This window comes from Pseudomonas sp. L5B5 (genome assembly GCF_020520285.1).
GTDB lineage: Bacteria > Pseudomonadota > Gammaproteobacteria > Pseudomonadales > Pseudomonadaceae > Aquipseudomonas.
The window spans coordinates 4,240,600-4,261,037 of record NZ_CP084742.1; the positions used below are offsets into that span (position 1 = coordinate 4,240,600).

18 protein-coding genes are annotated in these 20,438 nt (G+C 65.9%); 11 read left to right on the forward strand and 7 right to left on the reverse strand.

The features are described from left to right. Positions 1 to 92: 92 nt before the first annotated feature. Both LGQ10_RS19300 and LGQ10_RS19305 read left to right on the forward strand, forming a co-directional pair. Positions 93 to 1,295: a DUF3142 domain-containing protein gene (locus LGQ10_RS19300; protein WP_226522906.1), complete on the forward strand. Its 1,203-nt coding sequence runs from the start codon at positions 93 to 95 to the stop codon at positions 1,293 to 1,295. Beyond that, positions 1,282 to 3,402 (forward strand): hypothetical protein, encoded by a 2,121-nt coding sequence (locus LGQ10_RS19305; RefSeq protein WP_226522907.1) that lies wholly within the window; start codon positions 1,282 to 1,284, stop codon positions 3,400 to 3,402. Before LGQ10_RS19300 ends, LGQ10_RS19305 begins: the two co-directional genes overlap by 14 nt. Positions 3,403 to 3,735: 333 nt before the next feature. On the opposite strand, the gene LGQ10_RS19310 is transcribed toward LGQ10_RS19305, so the two are convergent. Continuing rightward, positions 3,736 to 4,365, reverse strand: a complete 630-nt coding sequence (locus LGQ10_RS19310; protein ID WP_058436081.1) for a LysE family translocator — start codon at positions 4,363 to 4,365, stop codon at positions 3,736 to 3,738. A 145-nt stretch (positions 4,366 to 4,510) separates the two neighbouring features. On the opposite strand from LGQ10_RS19310, the gene LGQ10_RS19315 reads away from it, so the two are divergent. Further along, on the forward strand, positions 4,511 to 4,984 hold the full coding sequence (locus LGQ10_RS19315; protein WP_058436083.1) for an Lrp/AsnC family transcriptional regulator: 474 nt from the start codon (positions 4,511 to 4,513) through the stop codon (positions 4,982 to 4,984). 172 nt (positions 4,985 to 5,156) lie between these two features. Here LGQ10_RS19315 and LGQ10_RS19320 read toward each other — a convergent pair whose 3' ends face one another. From LGQ10_RS19320 to LGQ10_RS19345, 6 genes are read right to left on the reverse strand one after another with little or no spacing between them, the layout of a single operon-like run. Next, on the reverse strand, positions 5,157 to 6,089 hold the full coding sequence (locus LGQ10_RS19320) for a phosphatidate cytidylyltransferase (protein ID WP_226522908.1): 933 nt from the start codon (positions 6,087 to 6,089) through the stop codon (positions 5,157 to 5,159). Position 6,090: 1 nt separating this feature from the next. Next, complete coding sequence (locus tag LGQ10_RS19325; RefSeq protein WP_058436080.1) at positions 6,091 to 6,714, reverse strand: lysophospholipid acyltransferase family protein; 624 nt, start codon at positions 6,712 to 6,714, stop codon at positions 6,091 to 6,093. Between the two features lie 9 nt (positions 6,715 to 6,723). Continuing rightward, complete coding sequence (locus LGQ10_RS19330; protein ID WP_226522909.1) at positions 6,724 to 7,179, reverse strand: hypothetical protein; 456 nt, start codon at positions 7,177 to 7,179, stop codon at positions 6,724 to 6,726. After that, a complete protein-coding gene (locus LGQ10_RS19335) occupies positions 7,169 to 8,515 on the reverse strand; it encodes a phosphatase PAP2/dual specificity phosphatase family protein (protein WP_226522910.1) in 1,347 nt (448 codons plus the stop codon). The genes LGQ10_RS19330 and LGQ10_RS19335 overlap by 11 nt, the downstream gene beginning before the upstream one ends. Then, positions 8,515 to 10,272, reverse strand: coding sequence for a bifunctional alpha/beta hydrolase/class I SAM-dependent methyltransferase (locus LGQ10_RS19340; protein WP_226522911.1), 1,758 nt, complete (start codon positions 10,270 to 10,272; stop codon positions 8,515 to 8,517). The genes LGQ10_RS19335 and LGQ10_RS19340 overlap by 1 nt, the downstream gene beginning before the upstream one ends. A 10-nt stretch (positions 10,273 to 10,282) precedes the next feature. Next, positions 10,283 to 10,906 (reverse strand): CDP-alcohol phosphatidyltransferase family protein, encoded by a 624-nt coding sequence (locus LGQ10_RS19345; RefSeq protein ID WP_058438734.1) that lies wholly within the window; start codon positions 10,904 to 10,906, stop codon positions 10,283 to 10,285. A 245-nt stretch (positions 10,907 to 11,151) separates the two neighbouring features. Between LGQ10_RS19345 and hflK (LGQ10_RS19350) the strand changes: the two genes are divergently transcribed. The 8 genes from hflK (LGQ10_RS19350) to cfaB all read left to right on the forward strand — a co-directional run bounded on the left by hflK (LGQ10_RS19350) (position 11,152) and on the right by cfaB (position 20,432). Further along, the gene (hflK, locus tag LGQ10_RS19350) at positions 11,152 to 13,101 is read left to right on the forward strand and encodes a protease modulator HflK (protein ID WP_226522912.1); all 1,950 of its coding nucleotides are present in this window, start codon (positions 11,152 to 11,154) and stop codon (positions 13,099 to 13,101) included. Next, positions 13,098 to 14,147: a protease modulator HflC gene (gene hflC / locus LGQ10_RS19355; protein ID WP_226522913.1), complete on the forward strand. Its 1,050-nt coding sequence runs from the start codon at positions 13,098 to 13,100 to the stop codon at positions 14,145 to 14,147. The genes hflK (LGQ10_RS19350) and hflC overlap by 4 nt, the downstream gene beginning before the upstream one ends. Next, the gene (hflK, locus tag LGQ10_RS19360; RefSeq protein ID WP_226522914.1) at positions 14,144 to 15,202 is read left to right on the forward strand and encodes a protease modulator HflK; all 1,059 of its coding nucleotides are present in this window, start codon (positions 14,144 to 14,146) and stop codon (positions 15,200 to 15,202) included. The genes hflC and hflK (LGQ10_RS19360) overlap by 4 nt, the downstream gene beginning before the upstream one ends. Beyond that, positions 15,199 to 17,100: a heavy metal translocating P-type ATPase gene (locus LGQ10_RS19365; protein WP_226522915.1), complete on the forward strand. Its 1,902-nt coding sequence runs from the start codon at positions 15,199 to 15,201 to the stop codon at positions 17,098 to 17,100. Before hflK (LGQ10_RS19360) ends, LGQ10_RS19365 begins: the two co-directional genes overlap by 4 nt. A gap of 123 nt (positions 17,101 to 17,223) precedes the next feature. Further along, entirely contained in the window at positions 17,224 to 17,475 is a 252-nt protein-coding gene (locus LGQ10_RS19370) for a hypothetical protein (protein ID WP_058435465.1), read from the forward strand. Positions 17,476 to 17,537: 62 nt separating this feature from the next. Further along, positions 17,538 to 18,383, forward strand: a complete 846-nt coding sequence (locus tag LGQ10_RS19375; RefSeq protein ID WP_058435464.1) for a DUF692 domain-containing protein — start codon at positions 17,538 to 17,540, stop codon at positions 18,381 to 18,383. Further along, entirely contained in the window at positions 18,374 to 19,159 is a 786-nt protein-coding gene (locus tag LGQ10_RS19380) for a putative DNA-binding domain-containing protein (protein ID WP_226522916.1), read from the forward strand. The genes LGQ10_RS19375 and LGQ10_RS19380 overlap by 10 nt, the downstream gene beginning before the upstream one ends. An 85-nt stretch (positions 19,160 to 19,244) precedes the next feature. Beyond that, on the forward strand, positions 19,245 to 20,432 hold the full coding sequence (cfaB, locus tag LGQ10_RS19385) for a C17 cyclopropane fatty acid synthase CfaB (protein ID WP_226522917.1): 1,188 nt from the start codon (positions 19,245 to 19,247) through the stop codon (positions 20,430 to 20,432). Positions 20,433 to 20,438 lie beyond the last annotated feature (6 nt).

Genomic DNA, 20,438 nt, shown 5'->3' on the forward strand with positions numbered 1-20,438 from the left:
TCGCGGGCTCAGCAGTGGCTACAGGCAACATCGATCAAGTGAATGGCGCCCGGTATTGCTGGGCTTCCTGTGTTAAAGGGAATCAACGATTCATGCTCTCCCGGGCCTTGCTCCGTTTCTGCGCCGTGTTCCTCTGCGGGCTGCTGCTCACTGCCTGCCGCCATGAAGACGCGCCCCCGCTGGATCAGCAGCTGTATATCTGGCAACGCCAGTGGACGCCTGCCCATGCCGCCGCCCTGGCAGGTTCCCGGGCAGACTTTTCCACCGTTCGGGTGCTGGCCTTGCAGGCTTTTCCACAGGCCGGCTGGAGCCGTGCGCGAATCGATGCCGATGTGCTGCGCCAGGACGGTCGCCCGGTGATCGCGGTAGTCCGCCTCGATGGGCAATTGCCCTCCTTGAATCAGGACGAGATTCTCGCCCAGGTGCAACAACTGCTAGCCGATTGGCAGGGGCAAGGGCTGACCCTGGCCGGCCTGGAGATCGACCACGATGCCGGGTCCGCGCGGCTGCCGGGTTATGCCGAGCTGCTGGCGCGCCTGCGGGCCCAGTTGCCGGCGTCCCTGGCCCTGAGTATCACTGCGCTGCCGGCCTGGCTCGACAGCCGCGAACTGCCGGCGCTGCTGGCCCAGGTCGACAGCAGCGTGCTTCAGGTGCATGCGGTGAGCGATCCTCGGCGTGGTCTGTTCGATCCCGGGCAGGCCGAACAATGGGCCCGGCGCTGGGCGCGAGTGACCGACAAACCCTTCTACCTGGCCGTGCCCGCCTATGGCGTAGCCCTGTTGTCGGCCAGTGAAGGGGCACCGCTGGTGGAGAGCGAGGCGCCCATCGCCCGGCGCGGCGAGCGTCGCGAGCTGATGGCCGATCCCGGCCAGCTGAGCGTGCTGGCCAGCACCCTGCGCAACGATCCGCCGCCGCACCTGGCCGGGCTGATCTGGTTTCGTCTGCCGCTCAAGGGGGATGTCCGGGCCTGGAGCCTGGAGACCCTCAGGGCGGTGGCCCGCGGCGATACCCTGGACAGCCGGTTGAGCATCAGCCTGCATGAGCAGGATGGCCTGTTCGATATTCGCTTGAGCAATCCGGGCAACCTCGATCGCTCCTTGCCTGAACAACTGACCCTGGCCGTTGCCCAATGCGACGGATTCGACGGGCTGGGCGGATACACCGCCCAGTTGCACGACGGCCAGCTGCAATTGACCCGCCAGCAGACCGGCCGCCTGGCGGCCGGTGGCAGCCGGGCCGTAGGTTGGGCCCGCTGTATAAAAATTGACCAAGGAGCTGTGCATGTTCGTCCCTAGATCCCGCCATTTGTTGTGCCTGAGCCTGTTGCTGCCCCTGGCTCCGGCCCAGGCCTGCGGGCCGACTTTTCCCATGCGCCTGCTGGAGGATCGCTCGCAAACCCTGGCGCAGCTCCCGGAGGGCAGTTTCAAGTTCGAAGTCAGCCGCCTGGGCCAGGCCGTTGCCGGGCTCAAGCCGGTCGTCAAGCCAGTCGATAGCGCCGATTACGAAACCGAGGAGCAAAAGCGCCTCAGGACCGAACAGGATGGCCTCGATAGCACCCAGCGCAGCCAGGTCGCGGAATTGCGCAAGCTCATTGACGCTCGCGTGGTGGAACAACAGGGCGCCAGCCTGCCGGCCGAGCTGAGGCTGTATACCGCTGGCGCGGTGGCCTTCAACGCGGGGGAGCACGAACTGGCAGCCGAGTATTTTCGCCAGGTCCTGGCACTGCCCGCCGAACAGCGGGCGCTACGCAGCACCTGGGCGGCCTATTCCCTGGGCCGGGCCTTGAGCGCCATCAGTGCAGAAGCCAACGAGCTGGACGACCAGGGCCGACGGGATACCTTGCTGGCCGCGCGCAAGGCGTTTGCCCAGAGCCGCCAATTGAGCATCGACGGCTTCAGCGATCCGCAGGAACTGGGGATTGCCAGCCTGGGCGAAGAGGCGCGCATCCTGAAGAACCAGGGCGACTGGAGCCAGGCCATCGACCTGTATGCCAGCCAGAGCCTGCTGGGATCGGATGTCGGCTACAGCTCCCTCAAGCAAGTGGTGAACGAGCTTGGCAGCCTGCCGGACGAGCAACTGCTGCAGCAGCTCAAGCAGCCTGCGGTAGCACGCCTGCTGACTGCCTCGCTGGTGTCCCACCAAGGCTGGTCCTTTGGCGAAAGACCGGACTCCGAACGCAACCTGGTCAAGCTGCTGAGCCAGGGCACCGCCGGGAATTTCGACAATGCCGACCGGCTGGCGGCGCTGAATTACCAGAACGGTGATTTCGCCACCACCCAGTTGCTGCTCGAGCATGCCGGCGACGGCGGCCTGGCCTGGTGGCTGCGGGCCAAGATGGCCGTGCGCGCCGGCGACAAGGTGGCTGCCGCAGGGGCCTATGCCAAGGCGGCCGCCGCGTTCCCCCGGGATGAAAGCTGGGGCTTTCGCGGCGACTACGGCAGCAACTATGAAGACCTCAAGCCGGGCTGCCGGGTAGAAGGTGAAAGCGCCTTGCTGGCCCTGGACCGTGGCGACTACGTGCAGGCGTTCGAACTGCTCTATCGCAGTGGCGACATCTACTGGCACGACGCGGCGACCGTGGCGGAGCGGGTGCTCACCAGCGATGAACTCAAGCAGTTCGTCGACGCCCAGGTACCGGCGCCGCCGCCCACCGCCAAGCAGCCAGATGCCTACTACGAGAGCTTGCCGATTGCCGCGCAGTTGCGTGAACTGCTGGGCCGCCGGTTGCTGCGCGAAGGGCGCTATGAAGAAGGCTGGGGCTACTTCGACAGTCCGGAGCGCCAGGCCATCGCCAAGGCCTACGGCGAGTACCGGCGCAGCGCCGAGTCGGCCTGGTTGCCCACCCGTCGGGCCGAGGGTTACTACCAGGCGGGCAAGCTGGCGCGGGCCTCGGGCATGGAGATCCTCGGCTACGAGATGGGGCCGGACTACCACAGCCTCTGGGGTAGCTACGACCTGGAGATCCCGCCGGTGCAGGCGGGACCGTTCCTCGGCGCCGATGAGGTGCAGCGCCAGCAAGCCAGCACCGCCGAGCCCGATGTGCGTTACCACTACCGTTACGTGGCCGGGGAACTGGGCAACCGGGCGGCGGACTTCCTGCCCCACACCAGCCAGGCCTTCGCGGCGGTGCTGTGCAAGGCCTCGCGCTGGACCCGGGGCAGCGACCTGGAGATCGACTACTACCGGCGCTACGTGGAGAACGGTCCCTTTGTGGAGTGGGCCGGCAATTTCGGCATGAACTGCGAGGAGCCGGATTTCGGCAGCGCCAACAAGCGTTACCTGACCCAGTGGGTCGATGCCAGCCGCTCCAGCCTCAAGGAGCATGCGCTGGCCGCCACCGGTGGCGCGGCGCTGCTGCTGTTGGGGGGGGCGTACCTGATCCGCCGCCGACGCAAGGCCTAGATGCCAGGTATTGCGGGCGCTGCGCACCCGGTCGCAGCCTCGCTGCGCTCGACAGCGGCTACAGGGTTTCGTGTAGCCGCTGCCGCAGGCTGCGCACGGCTCGGCACGAGCCGCCAGGCCAGCTGGCGCGGTGTGCCGGATGCAGCGCAGTGCCAGGTATTGCGGGTGCTGCGCACCCGTTCGCAGCCTCGCTGCGCTCGACAGCGGCTACAGGGTTTCGTGTAGCCGCTGCCGCAGGCTGCGCACGGCTCGGCACGAGCCGCGAGGCCAGCTGGCGCGGTGTGCCAGATGCAGCGCAGTGCCAGGTATTGCGGTCGCGGCCTAGCGGCTACATCAGGCTTGCTGGACGAAGGTCAGGCGCACGGCGAAGCCGATCAACAGGCTACCGAACAGCCATTGCTGCAGGCGCTGCGCGGAGGGGCTGCGTTGCATCCAGCGGCCCAGCCCGGCGCCAGCCAGGGCGTAGCAGCAGTCGAACAGCGCACCGACACCCACTAGCAATACACCCAGTGTGACGAATTGAGGTGCCACAGCCCCGGCCTGGGGGTCGACGAATTGCGGCAACAGCACCGAGCAGAACAGCAAAGCCTTGGGGTTCAGCAGGTTGGTCAGCACTCCACGCTGGATCGCCTGGCGCCAGCGCAACGGCGTGGCGACGGCGCCACTGCTGTCCAGCGTGGGCAACAGGTTGCTCCTCAGGCACTGGATACCGATCCACAGCAGGTAGGCGGCGCCTGCCAGGCGAACCACATCGAAGGTCCAGGGTGCGGCCTTGAACAAGGCCGCCAGGCCCAGGGCGGCCAGGGCCACATGGCAGCCCCGGGAAATGGCCAGGCCCAGGGCCGTGGCCAGTGCCTGGGCCTTGCCCTGGCGGGCACCCGTCTGCAACAGCAGGATCATGTCGGGACCGGGCAGCAGGTAGACCACCGCCAAAGCCAGGAAAAACATCCACAGTTGCGCCACCTTGCACCCCCATTCGTTGTCGAGTCGGTGCCTCCAGTTTAGGGCCGCAGGGCAGGGCAGGTGCTTGCGTAATCCCTCAGCAGGTTCGCGAAAATTGGCATAATCTTCCAGTATTCAGCCAATGGACCAGCCGGATATGCCAACCATGAAACTCGATGCCTACGACCGCAAGATCCTCGCCGCCCTGCAGCGCGACGGCCGCCTGAGCAATGTGCAACTGGCGGAGGAGATCGGCCTGTCGCCCTCGCCTTGCCTGCGCCGGGTACGGATGCTGGAAGAGGCCGGGGTGATCCGCGGTTACCAGGCCGTCCTGGCCCGCGATGAGGTGGGCCTGGGGCTGACGGTATTCGTCGGGGTCAAGGTCGAGCGGCACAACGACGCCGAGGCCGAAGCCTTCCGCCAGGCCGTGTTGCAGTTGCCGGAAGTGATCTCGGCGTTCCTGGTGTCCGGCGAATCGGACTTCCTGCTGCAGGTGGTGGTGCCCGACCTGCGGGGCTACGACCGCTTCCTGACCGGCTATCTGCTGAAGATTCCCGGGGTCAGCGATATCCGCAGCAATTTTGCCATCCACACGGTGAAGACCCCGGGTCCACTGCCGCTGGGGCATTTGCCGGGCTGATGATCCTTGCCCGGCTGTGGGTGGCGAGGGAGCTTGCTCCCGCCCGGTCGGCCGGCGCCCCGGCGCGCAGCGGCCGCAGAATCAGGCCATGCGCTGTGTCAGGCACTCGGTGCTGGCCGGGTGTGGGGCCGCGCTGCAGTCCAGCGCGAGCAAGCTCGCCCGCCACAGGGGGTCAGGTCCACCAGTAGCGCACCAGGTGGAAAAAGATCGGCGCGGCGAAGCACACCGAATCCAGGCGATCGAGCATGCCGCCGTGGCCCTCGATCATGTGCCCCCAGTCCTTGACCCCGCGGTCGCGCTTGATCGCCGACATCACGATGCCGCCGGCAAAGCCCAGCAGGTTGATCAACAGGGCGATGAGGAACGATTGCCAGACGTTGAACGGGGTGATCCAGAACAGTGCACCGCCGATCATCGAAGCCAGCAGGATACCGCCGACAAAACCCTCGACGGTCTTGGAAGGCGACAGGTTGGGGGCGATCTTGCGTTTGCCGAAGAGTTTTCCACAGACGTACTGCAGCACGTCCGAGAGCTGCACCACGATCACCAGGTAGGCGATCAGCAGCAGGTTGCGGCCCTCATAACCGGCGATGTCCAGGGTCAGCAGAGCCGGCACGAAGGACACGCAGAACACCGCGATCATCAGGCCCCACTGGACCTTGGAGGCGCGCTCCAGGAAGTGCGTGCTGTCACCGCCCAGCGAGGCGAGGATCGGCAGCAGCAAAAACACATAGACCGGAATGAAGATCGAGAACAGCCCGTACCAGTCCGAGTAGATCAGCAGGTATTGCAGGGGCAGGGCTAGGTAGAAGGCTGCCACCAGCGCCGGGTAGTCGCTGCGCCGGGTCGGGGTCAGGGTCAGGAACTCGCGCAGGGCGTAGAACGAGACTGCGTAGAACAGCAGGATCACGGCCGCGGTGCCGAGCCAGAAGGCGATGCCGATCACCAGCACCATCACCCACCAGGCGTTGATTCGCGCATTGAGGTTGTCGATCACCGGGTTGGGGCTGGCCCGGGTGCGCCATTTGAGGATGAATCCGATCAGCGAGGCCAGCACCAGAATGGCGCCGATGCCGCCGAACAACATCAGGGTCTGCTTATCCATCTCAGGCGTGCTCCGGGGCCAGGGCCAGCAGCGCGGCGCGGCTGCGTTCGAGAAAGTGTTCCTTGCTTTCGTCTTCTTCCAGGGTCAGCGGCGCGCCGAAACTGGTGGTGCACAGCAGCGGCAAAGGCAGGAAACGCCCCTTGGGCATGACCCGGTTGAGGTTGGCGATCCACACCGGAATCACCTCCACCTGTGGATAACGCTTGGCCAGGTGGTAGATCCCGCTCTTGAACGGCAGCAGGCCGTCCTCCGGGTTGCGCGTGCCTTCCGGGAAGATGATCAGCGAGTCGCCGTTGTCCAGGGCGTCGAGCATCGGCTGCAGGGGATTGTTATCCACAGCCTCCTTGCGTTCGCGGTCGATCAGCACACCGTTGAACACCCGATTGATGATGTAGCGGCGCAGATTGCTTTTCTGCCAGTAGTCGGCACCGGCCACGGGCCGGGTCAGGCGCCGCAGGGCCGGCGGCAGCGAGGCCCAGAGCAGCACGAAGTCGCCGTGGCTGCTGTGGTTGGCGAAGTAGATGCGTTGCACCGCCTGCGGCGCCGAGCCCAGCCACAGGCTGCGGGCGCCGGTGATGCTGCGGGCGGCGGAGGTGATGAGGTTGGCAACCAGAGGTTCGAACATGGGCATTCCTTATCCGGCAAAGGCCAGCCAGGGGCTGGTCAGGATCACGCTCAACAGTATCAGCACCTGTGTCGCCAGCAGCAGTGCCTGGCGGCGCAGCAGGCCCAGGGCGCCCTGGCTGCGTTCATGCCAGGGCCGGCCGCCGCGGTCGGCAGGTTGCAGGCCCAGGCTGCTCAGGGCCTGGTCCAGGGCTTGGGTACTGTGCTCCAGGGAGGCGGGGGCGTCGGCCACCCGCTGGAACAGGTCGGCATCGAAGGCGACGCGCAGCGCCAGGTACTTTTCCACAAGGCCCAGCGCCACCAGGCTCACGCTGAGCACCAGGCCGACCAGGCTGACGCTGGCCAGCAAGAACTGACCCAGGCCATACAGGGCACCGAGCAGGGTCAGGCCTGTGGATAACTGATCCAGGGCCTGGCCCCGACGCAGCAGGCTGGCGACGCTGAACAACTGCATGTCACTGGCCATGGGCTGGGCTCCGGTCTTTCACCAGGCTTTCCAGGGCCTGGCGATGGGCGGCTTGCAGGACGATCCGCGGGCGTGCGCGCTGCAGTTGCACCACGGCGCCATCCACCGTGGCTGCGCGTCCGCTGTGCAGCAACCAGGCGGCAATCGCCGAGGCACTGCGCGAATAACCCAGGGCGCAACACACCAGCAAGGGTCCCTGTTGGCGCAGGCGCTCGATGGCCTGGGCGGCCGCCAGGCACTGGGCCGGGCTCGGTGCGCACAGGTCGAGCACCGGCAGGCTCTGGTAGGCGGCAAGCGAGCGCCCGTCCAGGGACAGTTCGGCGCACAGGTCGAGGACCGCAGCGAAGGGGCCAGTCTCCAGTTCATCCGGCGTTGGCAGGCGCCCGAGCCAGACGTTATCCACAACCTGGTCGGGTTGTGGATGGTTTTTTGTCCACAGCCGCGAATTGATCCAGGCTGCCGCCAGGTAAGGCGCCAGCAGCCAGCGGGCGGCCGGGCTCAGGCGTCCGTCCGCGCGCTTCTGGAAGCCTGCCGCGTCCAGCAGGGCGTAGTTCACCGCCACCAACAGCAGCGCCAGCGCCGGCCACAGCAGCCACCAGCCGACGCCGCCCCAGGTGAACGCCACCAGGGTCAATGCCGCTGCGCCCAGGGTGTAGCGCAAGGCCAGTTGGCGGCGCCTTGGCTCGTGGGTGAGGCGAGCGCTGAACAGCGGGCTGGGACGGTCCAGCGGCCACAGCCAGACGCACAGCCAGCCGGCCAGGGCGCCTGTGGGCACATCGATGAAGTGGTGTTGATAAGTGGTCAGTACCGAGACGCCGATCAGCGCGAACCAGCCATGCACCAGCCACCGCCAGAAGCCCTGGATATGCCGCGCGTAACAGACCCAGAGTACCACCAGCAGGGCGATGTGCAGGGACGGCGCCTGGTTGAAGGGCTTGTCGAAACCCGCCAGCACCGCGAACAGCCAGCCGAACACCCCATCCAGTTCCGGTCGGGGGAAGGTGAAGCGCAGCGGCCAGAGCAGGAAGCAACTGACCGCGATCAGCTGGGCGGTGAGCAGGCGCAAGGCATGGCGCTTGAGCTCGTCACGGCTGCGCGGCAGCAGCAGGGACAGGCCGTAGAGCAGGTCGATGGACCAGTAGGGCACGATGGTCCAGGCCCAGAACGGCATGTACCGCTCCCAGTCGAACACCAGGCTGGCGACGTCGTCTCGCTGCGCGGTGACCCAGGTGGCGAAACCATAGGTGCCGAAAAACAGCGGTGCCAGCAACAGCAGCCAGAGCACCGCGGGTTTCAGCAGGCCCGGCTCCCGGGCCGGCAAGGCGCCTGCGGCCATCATTGCACTCGCTGCGCCAGGGAAACGCTGAAGATCCCCCATTCATCCACGCGCATGGTCACCTTGCGAAAGCCGGCGGCCTCCACCAGCTGGTCCATTTCCGCCTGGGTGCGGCGGCGCATGACCCAGGCCTGGCCTTCGCGATGGCTGGTCAGGGCGCGGGCGATCAGTTCCAGCTGCGGGTGCCACGGCTGGCCGGTGTACACCAGGTAGCCACCGGGCTCCACGGCACTGGCCAGGCCGGCCAGGGAGTCGCCGACCATCTGGTTGTCGGCGAACAGTTCGTACAAGCCGGAAACCACTGCCAGGGTCGGTTTCGGATCGAGGGCGGCCAGGTCCTGGCGATCGAAGGCGTTGCCTTTGACGAAGCGGGCGATGTCGCCCAGGCCTTTTTCCTGGATCAGCGCGCTGCCGTCACGCACGTTGATGTCGCTGTAGTCGCGTAGCAGGATCGACTCCGGCAACGGGTTGACCCCTTGCAGGGCCTCGAGGATGTAGCGCCCGTGGCCGGCGGCGATGTCGACGATGCGCACTTCGCTGTCTTGCCCGCGGAGCTTTTCCATGGCCAGGCGCAGCAGTTCTTCCACGTGCAGCTTGCGCTGGCGGATGCCGCGCCAGCCGATGGAGTTCAGGTAGTTCTGGTCGATCATCCGGCCCACGGGCGTATGCCCGGTAGGGCGGTTGCGGTAGACGTAGTCCAGGGTGCTGCCGGAGTCGAAACCGGTGTCGAAGCCCAGCTTGACCCCCGCCGACAGCTGGCTGCCCAGGCGCATGCTGGCGCGGGTGGCGCGCCAGTAGAGGTCACGCAGGGAGTTGTGCGGCAACGGCGCGGACAGCGCTTCGGACTCGGCACAGGTAACACCCAGGCGGTCGGCGTCCAGCAGGGCAGGGCGGTTCAGCGGGCGCGCGAAATTCTGCAGGATGAAGCGGCGGATGCTGGCCATGGCCGGCGCGCGGTTCTTTTCCCCCAGGGTGTCGTGGAAGAAGCCCGGGAGGATGTGTTTTTCCTTGTGCAGGCTGCCCAGGCGCTCGAAGAACTGCTCCTGGGGCTTGCGGTGCACCACGAAGTCGGAACCGGAGATCAGCAGCTGGGTCGGCACCTGGATCGCCTGGGCGTCGGCCACCACCCGGTCTGCCGCTTCGTACAGGCCCAGCAGGACGTTGACCGAAATGGCCTTGGTGATCAGCGGGTCGCTGTCGTAGCTCTCGACTCGCTGCGGGTCGTGGCTCAAAAAGCGTGCCTTGACGTAGCTGTTGACGAAGAAGTTGCCGCGAAAGCGCCGCATCAGGGCCAGGCCAGGGCGTGCGAACGGCACATAGAGCTTGACCTTGAAGGCCGGCGAGGCCAGCACCAGTGAGCGGATGCGCGGCGCATAGTCGTGGACCCAGGTGGAGGCGATGACCGCGCCCACGCTCTGGGCGACCACGGCGATGTCTTCCTCGGCGATTGCGTGGGCGCTGCCCAGGTGGTCGCAGAAGGTCTGCACGTCACGCACGCTGGTGGCGAAGCTCGGGCTGTCGCCCCGGGCCCCGGGCGACTGGCCGTGGCCACGGGCATCCCAGGCGAAGAAGTCGATGTGCGGCAGATCCAGTTCATCCACCAGGTGGGCAATGCGCCCGGAGTGTTCGTGGCCACGGTGGAACAGCATCACCGCCTGGCGCGGCTCGCCAGGAGCCACTTCAGTGGCTGGCCAGTGGCGATAGAACAGTTCGACACCGTCATGGGTCAGGAACGTCTGGTGTTGAGCGTCGCGCATAGCCATTTCCTTATGCAGAGGGAGCATTGTGCTGAACTTCTTTGAGGCCCTGGCGAACCCGATTGATCAGGGTGTAGACCAGCAATGCGGCGACCAGCGCCAGCACGCCGTTGATCCACAGGGCCGTGAGCCAGCCCAGGGCGATGCCGGTGGCCAGCACGCCGAGGATGAAGGCCCGGTCGCTCTTGCCCATGGGGCCGTCATAGCGCCGCGATGCACCCACCATCGGGCCCAGTACGCCGGCGTACTCGCTGAACAGGGCCAGCAGGGTCACGGCCAGCACCAGCGGCAGGCTGACCCCGGGCAACAGGGCGAAGGGCAGGATCAGCGCGCTGTCGGCGACCACATCGCAGAGTTCGTTGAGGTAGGCGCCCAGGCGCGATTGCTGGCCGAATTCCCGCGCGAGCATGCCGTCGATGGCATTGAGCGCCATACGCAGGATCATCCAGGCGGGGATCAAGGCGAAGAGCCAGGCGTGGTTGGCGAACAGGGCGATCAGCGCGCCCACCAGCACAGAGATGACCGCAGCCAGCACGGTGATCTGGTTGGCGGTGGTGCCGTTGTCGTACAGGCGCTGCACCAACGGCCGCAACAGGTTCTGAAAGCGCGGTTTGAGCTGGTAGATCGAAAGCATGATGGGACGTTTCCTTGTCGCACGCAGGGAGCAGGGCTGGATTATTGCCTTAAATGCCAGGGGGCTGACATCACAAGTTGATGTATTCGTGCAATCAGCGATCTTCGCTTTACGACGCTCCCATTGGATGAAAAGGCATGAGGAGCGACGAAAATTTCACTTTGATCGTTATATAGTAACGAATTGTATCCAGATAATTCGGCCGCAGACTTCTCCACAGGGCCGGACCAGAGCGGTGGGGTGGTATGCAAGTCGATCTTGAGGGGCAACAGGCGCAGGTGGCCGATTTGCCGCGATTCCAGCGCGCGGCCTTCCATGCCGCGCGTTTGCAACGTTGGGGCAGTGGCTTGTTGGGGCTTGCCGTGATGGGATTGGTGTCGGCGGTCTTCGTCGATCTCTTCGCCGCACTGACCCTGTGGCCGGTGCTGCTGGTGAACCTGTCCTGCGCCTTGCTGGTGGTGGTCGCCGGCTTGCAGTCGGCGTGCGGGGTCAGCCGCTGGCGGGAGGAGGCGATGGCCCCCTCTGCGGCACCTTCCCAGGTGGATGAGGTGCAGGGGCCGCCGGCGGGAATCTTTGGTTCGTGGGTGAACGCCCGTGCTCGGCGCCTGTTGCGGCAGATCGGTGCCCCGACCTTGTGGCTGGGGGGCTGGGCGCTGGTGGTGTTGTATGGCCAGGCGCAGGTGTTCGACCTGACTTTGCCCGCCACGGTCCTGGGCCTGGGCGCCAGTGTATTCGCCGTGCTGGCCTTGCTGCTGGCCTTCGCCTTGCTGGTGCTGGAGCGCCAACTGGCCCAGGAGCACCCGGGCGAGTGGCCGGAAGCCGGGGCCCTGGCGCAGCTGCTGCGGGTGGCGATCCTCAGCCTGCTGGTGGGTGCCCTGTGCCTGTTGTTCAGCAGCGACACGGCCCTCTGGCCGGTGCGGCTGGCGGTAGTGATGGGGCTGTTGCCGGCGTTGGTGGCCGGCGAGTTTTTGTTGCGCGCGCTGCTGTCGTTGTTCAGCCCCCCGCGTGAACGCCTCGAACCCCCCATGCTGGCCCACAGTTTTGTCGCTGATCTGCTGCGCTGGCCGCCACAGCCTTTGCTCAGCCTGCAGCACGAACTGCACAACCGGTTTGGCATCGACCTGCGGCAGATCTGGGCCTTTGCCTATATGCGCCGCGCATTCTTGCCCGTGCTGGCGCTGGTCGTGGCGGCAGGGTGGTTGTTGACCGGTGTTCATGAAGTCTCCACCCAGGATCGCGGTATCTACGAGCGCTTCGGTAAGCCCGTGGCGGTCTTCGGCCCCGGCTTGCACCTGGGGCTGCCCTGGCCCCTGGGGCGGGTGCTGACGGTGGAAAACGGCGTGGTCCACGAACTGGCCACCAGCGTCGCCGACAATTCGCAGCCAGCCCAGCCTGCCTCGGCCGAAGGGCCGGCGCCGGCGATCGCCAACCGCCTGTGGGATGCCAGCCACGTGAATGACAAGTCCCAGGTGATCGCCAGCGGCAACGCCCGGCAGCAGAGCTTCCAGATCGTCAACATGGATGTGCGCTTCGTCTACCGCATCGGCCTGGACGATGCCGCCGCACTGGCGGCGACCTACAACAGCAACGATGTCCCGACCTTGATCCGCAGCACCGCCAGCCGGGTCCTGGTACATGACTTCGCTTCGCGCACCCTCGATGGCCTGTTGGGAGAGGATCGCACCCGGCTCGCCGACGATATCGGCCGCGCGGTGCAGGCTGATCTGGCCAGGCTCGACAGCGGCGTGGAGATTCTCGCCACAGTGGTCGAGGCGATCCATCCTCCCGCTGGAGCGGCCAATGCCTACCACGGTGTGCAGGCTGCGCAGATCGGTGCCCAGGTCCTGATTTCTCGCGAACGTGGGGCGGCTGCCGAGCAGACCAACCAGGCGCAATTGCGGGCCAGCCAAGCCAGCGACCAGGCCCGGGCCATGGCTCGCGAGATCCAGGCAACGGCCCAGGCCGCCGACCTGCGGTTTGCCGCCGAGCAAAAAGCCTATGCCGGTGCGGGGCAGGCCTTCGTTCTGGAACAGTACCTCGGCCAGCTGGCCCAGGGTCTGGGCAAGGCACGACTGCTGATTCTCGACCATCGTCTGGGCGGCGCCAGTGCGCCAACCCTCGACCTGCGCACCTTCACCTTGCCCGCCGACCCGATGGCGCCGCGTAAATCCGCACCGCCAGGAGCCGTCCATTGAGCCAGTCTTCCCACTCCCATTCCCACGACGAGCACGCCGGCCATGATCACGGCCACGGCCATCATCACCATCATGGACATCACCACCATCACCACGGTGCGCCAGCCGAGGCGGGGCCTTTTCCCTGGCGGCGCATGGGCTGGGCAGCGTTACTGGTGCTGTTCGCCCTGGCGGCGGCAAGCCTGGTCCAGGTGCGTTCCGGCGAGGCCACGGTGATCACCCGCTTCGGCAACCCGGCGCGCGTGCTGCTGGAGCCAGGGTTGAACTGGCGCTGGCCGGCGCCCTTCGAGGCGGCGATCCCGGTGGACCTGCGCCTGCGTACCACCTCCAGCGGTTTGCAGGACGTGGGCACCCGTGATGGCCTGCGCATCATCGTCCAGGCCTATGTGGCCTGGCGCGTGCAGGGCGACCCGGACAATGTGCAGCGTTTCATGCGGGCCGTGCAGAACCAGCCGGATGAGGCGGCACGGCAGATTCGCACGTTCGTCGGCTCGGCCCTGGAAACCACCACCAGCAGTTTCGACCTGGCCGACCTGGTGAACACCGACGCCGGCAAAGTGCGTATCGCCGACTTCGAGGCCCAGTTGCGCCAGCAGATCGACCAGCAGTTGCTGTCCACCTACGGCGTGCGTGTGGTGCAGGTGGGGGTCGAGCGATTGACCTTGCCTTCGGTGACCTTGACCGCGACGGTGGACCGCATGCGTGCCGAGCGCGAAACCATTGCCACCGAACGTACTGCCGTGGGCAAGCGCGAAGCGGCGCAGATTCGTTCTGCTGCCGAGCGTGACGCGCGCATCGTGCAGGCCGATGCCACGGTGAAGGCAGCGGACATCGAGGCCCAGTCGCGAGTCGAGGCGGCGCAGATCTATGGCCGTGCCTACGCCAGTTCACCACAGCTGTATAACCTGCTGCGCTCCCTGGATACCTTGGGCACCGTGGTCAATCCAGGGACCCGGCTGATCCTGCGTACCGATGCCGCGCCATTCCGGGTGCTGGTGGATGGCCCGCCAAGCCTGCCGAACAAAGCCTCTGGATCGCAGCCATGAACAGCGTTCCACGTGGAACAAATCAACTGGACAGTCCATGGATTCAGGCCGGACGCCTGGCGTTCATCGCGCTATACGCAGTCACTGTTCTCGCGGCACTGGCCTGGGCCTTGTCCAATGTGCGGCAGATCGACCCGCAAGACCGAGCCCTGGTCCTGCATTTCGGCGCTCTGGCGCGGGTGCAGAATGCCGGGCTGCTGCTGGCCTGGCCCCGGCCTTTTGAACAAGTGGTGTTGCTGCCGGCGGCTGACCGGGTCCTGGAGCGGCGGATCGAGGGACTGTTGCGCTCCGAGGAAGCGGTAAAGGGGGATCGCGTCGCAACCTTGGCCACGCCCCTGAACGATGCCCTCGCCGGTTCGGGGTATCTGCTCACTGGCGATGCCGGCGTGGTGCAGCTGGATGTGCGGGTGTTCTACAAAGTCGACGATCCCTATGCCTATGTCTTGCAGGGCGAGCATGTACTACCGGCCCTGGACCGCCTGGTGACCCGCAGCGCGGTGAGCTTGGCGGGTGCTCGTGACCTGGACACCATCCTGGTGGCCCGTCCCGAATTGCTGGGCAACGATCATCAGGCCGCGGAGCAGCGTGAGCGGCTGCGGGGCGACCTGCTCCAGAGCATCAATCGGCGCCTGTCTGACCTCGCCGCCAGTGGCCAGGGAATCGGTGTCCAGGTCACGCGGGTGGACGTGCAATCGAGTTTGCCCGAGCCAGCAGTCAGTGCGTTCAACGCGGTGCTGACCGCCAGCCAGCAGGCTGACAAGGAAGTGGCCAATGCCCGTACCGAAGCTGAAAAACTCACTCAGAACGCCAACCAGCAAGCCGACCGGACCCTGCAAGTGGCGCATGCCCAGGCCAGCGAACGACTGGCCCTGGCCCGGGCACAGACCGCCACGGTACAGAGCCTGGCCCAGGCTCAGCGCAACGGCACCGATCCGCAAATGTTGTTGCGCATCTACCGTGAACGCTTGCCACAGATTCTGGGGCAGGCCGGTTCAGTGACCACGGTCGATCCCCAAGACGATGCCCGCCTGATCATCCAGGGAGCCGAGCAATGAATGCTGAAAATCCTGCTATGCCCGCCAGCATGCTGACCACTGCCGAACAACGCAGCGCCGCGCGCCAGTTGACCCTGGCCATGCTGGCTCTGGGCTTGCTGGGCCTGGGCCTGGTGTGGCGCTGGATGGCACCGGGGCAGGTCGGTGTCAGCCAGTTGCTGCTGGGCGGCGCCTCGCTGCTGGTGGCTGTACCGGTGCTGCGTTCAGCCTGGTTCAGCCTGCGTTACCCGAGCCTGCACGGCATCACCGATCAACTGATCGCCCTGGCCATGCTCGGGGCCTGGGCCACCGGCGACCTGCTGACCGCGGCGTTGTTGCCGATCATCATGATCTTCGGCCATGTGCTGGAGGAGCGCAGCGTGATCGGTTCCCAGGAGGCCATCGATGCCTTGGGCCGCCTGACCCGCAGCCTGGCCCGCCGAGTGCAGGCCGATGGTCGGGTGGAGGAGGTCGACAACGCCAGCCTCAGGCGCGGGGACCTGGTGGAGGTGCGGGCCGGGGATCGCGTTCCGGCCGACGGGCTGGTGGTGTCTGGCCAGGCGAGCCTGGATACCGCGTCGATCACGGGCGAGTCGGTCCCGTTGGAAGCGAGCGTGGGCATGCAGGTGTTCGGCGGAGCGATCAACCTAGACGGCTTGCTGCGCCTGGAAGTGACCCGTACTGGCGAGGAGTCGACCCTGGGCAAGGTGATCGCCCTGATGCAGAGCGCCGAGCGGGCCAAGCCGCCCATCACCCGCCTGCTGGAGCGTTATGCCGGCAGCTACCTGGTACTGGTGTTGCTGCTGGCGGCAGTGACCTGGTTCATCACCAACGATGCCCAGGCCATGCTCGCCGTGCTGGTGGCTGCCTGTCCCTGCGCGCTGGTGCTATCGGCTCCTGCCACCGCCATCGCCGGGATTGCCGTGGCGGCCCGGCACGGCATCCTGATTCGCAGCTCGGCGTTCCTTGAAGAGCTGGCCGACCTGACGTCCCTGGTGGTGGACAAGACGGGCACCCTGACTTTTGGCTCCTTGCGCCTGCAAGCTGTAGACAGCCCTCGGGAGGATCGCCAGGTGATGCTCGGCCTGGCCGCGAGCCTGGGCTCAGCCAGCAGCCATCCGGTCAGCCGGGCCTTGGCGGCGCTGGTGCCGCCGGAGCAGCAATGGGCCCTGGAGCACATTCACGAACACCAGGGGCTGGGGGTGGTAGCCGGCACCGATCGAGGCCAGGCGGCCCTGGGCCGACCGGAGCTGTTTGCGCGGTTGTCGATCGATACCAGCCCGGTACCGAGCCATGACGGACCGATTGCCGGCCTGGCCCTCGATGGTCGGTTCCTGGGCTGGCTGCTGTTGGCCGACAGCATCAAGCCCGAAGCTTCGCAGGCCCTGCAAGAGTTGCGTGGGCTGGGACTGGGCCGCCAGTTGTTGCTGACCGGCGATCGGCAAAGCGTGGCGGACACCCTGGCGCGGGAGGTGGGCATCGGCGAGGTGGTGGCCCAGGCGCTGCCGCATGACAAGCTTGCACGTGTACTGGAAGAGATCGACAAGGGCTTTCGACCGATGGTGGTCGGCGACGGCATCAACGACTCCCTGGCACTCAAGGCCGGGGTAGTGGGGGTGGCCATGGGGGCAGGGGGAGCCGACATCGCCCTGGCATCGGCCGACGTGGTGCTGATCGGCAGCGACCTGCGGCGCCTGGGTACCTGCGTGCGCCTGAGTCGTGAATGCCGGCGCACCCTGCAGGTCAACGTGATCATCGGCCTCGGCTGGACCCTGGCCATTGTCGCCTTCGCTGCGTTCGGCTGGCTGGGAGGGGCGGGGGCGATGATCGCCGCCGTGCTGCACAACCTCAGCACCTTGCTGGTATTGGGCAATGCCGGACGCCTGCTGCGCTTCCAGGAGTCCCTGGCCAAGCCCTGACCCGCAGAGATTTATTTTTCTCCTGGCTGTAACGCCGGGAGCCTTCCTTTCTCTAGTGGCATGAAGGGGTTGCCCACGCAGCCCCGTCACCCCCTTGCGACTGACTACTAGAGGAAACACAAGATGAACATGAAGAAAACTGCTGCCGGTGCTGCCCTGGCGTTTGCTGCTGCCAGCCTGTTCGCCGGTGTCGCCACCCAGGCCACGGCCGCCGATGCTCAGGTGCACTGCTACGGCGTGAACGCCTGCAAGGGCCAGAACGACTGCAAGACCAAGGATCACGCTTGCAAGGGCATGGGCGCCTGCAAGGGCCAGGGCTTCAAGGCCATGACCCAGGCCGCATGTGAAAAAGCCGGCGGCAAGGTAGGCGAATAAGCGGCGATCGAGTGTTGCCGTGGCGGGGACGCCCACCGCGGCCACTTGGCAAGGAGTTGGCGATGTCTGATGTTCCTTCTTGCCTGGGCTACGGCCTGGGCCTGCGCAGTGCCTATTACCAGCAGATTCTTGATGATGAACCGCAGGTCGACTGGTTCGAGGTGGTATCCGAGAACTTCATGGTCCAGGGCGGCAAGGCCCTGTATTACCTGGATGCCATTGCCGAGCGCTATCCCATCGTGATGCATGGCGTGTCGCTGTCCATCGGTGGTCCTCATCCGCTGGACCACGCCTATCTGGCGCAGCTCAAGGTGTTGGCCGCGCGGGTACGTCCGGCCTGGGTTTCCGACCATCTGTGCTGGAGCCGCGGCAATGCCCATCAACTGCACGACCTGCTGCCGTTGCCCTACACCGAGGAAAGCCTGCACTACGTGGCTGGCCGGGTGCGTGAGGTGCAGGCAGTACTGGAGCGGCCACTGGTGCTGGAGAACGTCTCCAGTTATGTGCGAGCTGCGGCCGATGAATTCAGCGAGTGGGAGTTTCTGTCTGCCCTGAGCCAGCTCAGCGGCTGCGAGCTGCTGCTGGACGTGAACAACGTGTATGTCAGCTCGCGCAACCACGGTTTCGATCCCTGGCAGTTCATCCAGGCACTGCCGCCGCAGCGGGTGCGACAACTGCACCTGGCCGGTCATCAGGACCATGGCGATTATGTGATCGATACCCATGACCAGCCGGTGTGCGATCCGGTCTGGGCGCTGTACCAGCGCACCCTCGAACACCTGGGACCAGTGGCGACACTGCTGGAACGTGATGATCATTTTCCACCCCTTGAGCAATTGCTTGCCGAGCTGGACAAGGCCCGGGAGCTGGGGCATCGAGCCCTCGCCGGGAGGCAGCGATGCGCCTGAACGATTGGCAACTGGCCTTTGAGCGCTACTTGCTGGGTGAACACGTCCAGCCGGCCCAGGCATTGAGCGGCAGCCTGCTGGGAGGGCCGACCCTGGATGTCGATACCGGCCTGGCGATCTATCACCACGCCTACCGGGCTCGGCTGCACGAAGTGCTCGACAGCGACTTTCCGAGTGTCCGCCAGGGGCTTGGCGACCCGGCGTTCTCATCCCTGGTCGCGGCCTATCTGCAGCACTCGCCGTCCCGGCACTTCAGCTTGCGCTGGCTGGGACAGGGCTTCGCCGACTTCATCCAGGATTGGGTGGCCGGGCAGGGCCTGCCCCTGGCAGAACTGGCGCGCCTGGAATGGGCCTTCACCCTGGCCTTCGATGCGCCCGAGGCGACGGTGTTGACTGTGCCGGCCATGGCGGCCCTGGATGTGGCGCAATGGCCGGCCTTGCAACTGCGCCTGGCGCCCTGCGTCCAATGGTTGGCGCAGCGCTACAACAGCCTGGAGCAGTGGCGAGCGGTGAAGGACCGCGCGGTTTTCCCCCAGGCTGCTTTACTGGAACAAGAGCAGGTGTGCCTGGTCTGGCGAACACAGCGTATCTGTCGTTACCGCAGCCTGGCACCCGACGAAGCCTGGGCACTGCAAGGCATGTGTGAAGGGCATTGGAGTTTCGCGGAACTCTGTGCAGGGCTGGCCGTCACTTATGGGGAGGGAGCTCCGTTGCAGGCGGCATCCTGGTTGAAACAGTGGGTCGAAGAGGGCCTGGTGTTGCGTAGCGGACCATAGAGAGCCGCTATCAGATCGATAGCCTGCTAATTTTCAGGGATGGTCTACCCTCATTTCCAGACGTCTGAACAAGGGGGGATTTTCCATGCTCGCGCAACTTCCACCGGCCTTACAGAATCTGCATCTGCCCCTGCGCCTGAGGCTTTGGGATGGCCATGAGTTCAATCTGGGCCCTGATCCCAACGTCACCATCGTCGTCAAGGACCCACAGCTGGTGGCGCAACTCACCCACCCGAGCCTGGATGCGCTGGGGGGCGCATTCGTCGAAGGCAAGCTGGAGCTCGAGGGCTCCATCAGCGAGGTCATCCGGGTCTGCGACGAACTGAGCCAGGCCCTGCTCGATGACGACGAAGGCGGCCAGCCGGTGCGCGCACTGCATGACAAGGCCACTGACGCCGCAGCCATTTCCTACCACTATGACCTGTCCAATGCCTTCTACCAGCTCTGGCTGGACAGCGACATGGCCTATTCCTGCGCCTATTTCGAAACGGGCAGCGAAAGCCTGGAGCAGGCCCAGCAGGCCAAGTTCCGCCATCTGTGCCGCAAGCTGCGCCTGCAGCCGGGGGACTACCTGCTGGACGTCGGCTGCGGCTGGGGTGGGTTGGCCCGGTATGCCGCCCGCGAGTTCGGCGCCAGGGTCTTTGGTATCACCCTGAGCAAGGAACAGCTGGAACTGGGGCGCGAGCGGGTCAAGGCCGAAGGCCTGGAGGACCTGGTGGAGCTGCAACTGCTGGACTACCGCGACCTGCCCCAGGATGGCCGCTTCGACAAGGTGGTCAGCGTCGGCATGTTCGAGCATGTGGGCCACGCCAACCTGGCGGAGTACTGTCGCACCCTGTTCGGCGCCGTGCGTGAGGGGGGCCTGGTGATGAACCACGGGATCACCGCCAAGCACACGGACGGTCGTCCCGTGGGACGTGGTGCTGGCGATTTCATCGAGCGGTATGTCTTCCCCAACGGCGAGTTGCCGCACCTGGTGATGATCTCGGCGGAAATCAGCGAGGTCGGGCTGGAGATCGTCGATGTGGAAAGCCTGCGCATGCACTACGCCCGCACCCTGGATCACTGGAGCGAGCGCCTGGAAGACAACCTCGAGGCTGCGGCCAGGCAAGTGCCGGAGCAGGCGCTGAGGATCTGGCGGTTGTACCTGGCAGGTTGCGCCTATGCGTTCGCCAAGGGCTGGATCAACCTGCACCAGATTCTGGCGGTCAAGGCCCATGCCGACGGCAGCCATGAACTGCCCTGGACCCGCGACGACCTCTACAATCCGTAAGGCCTG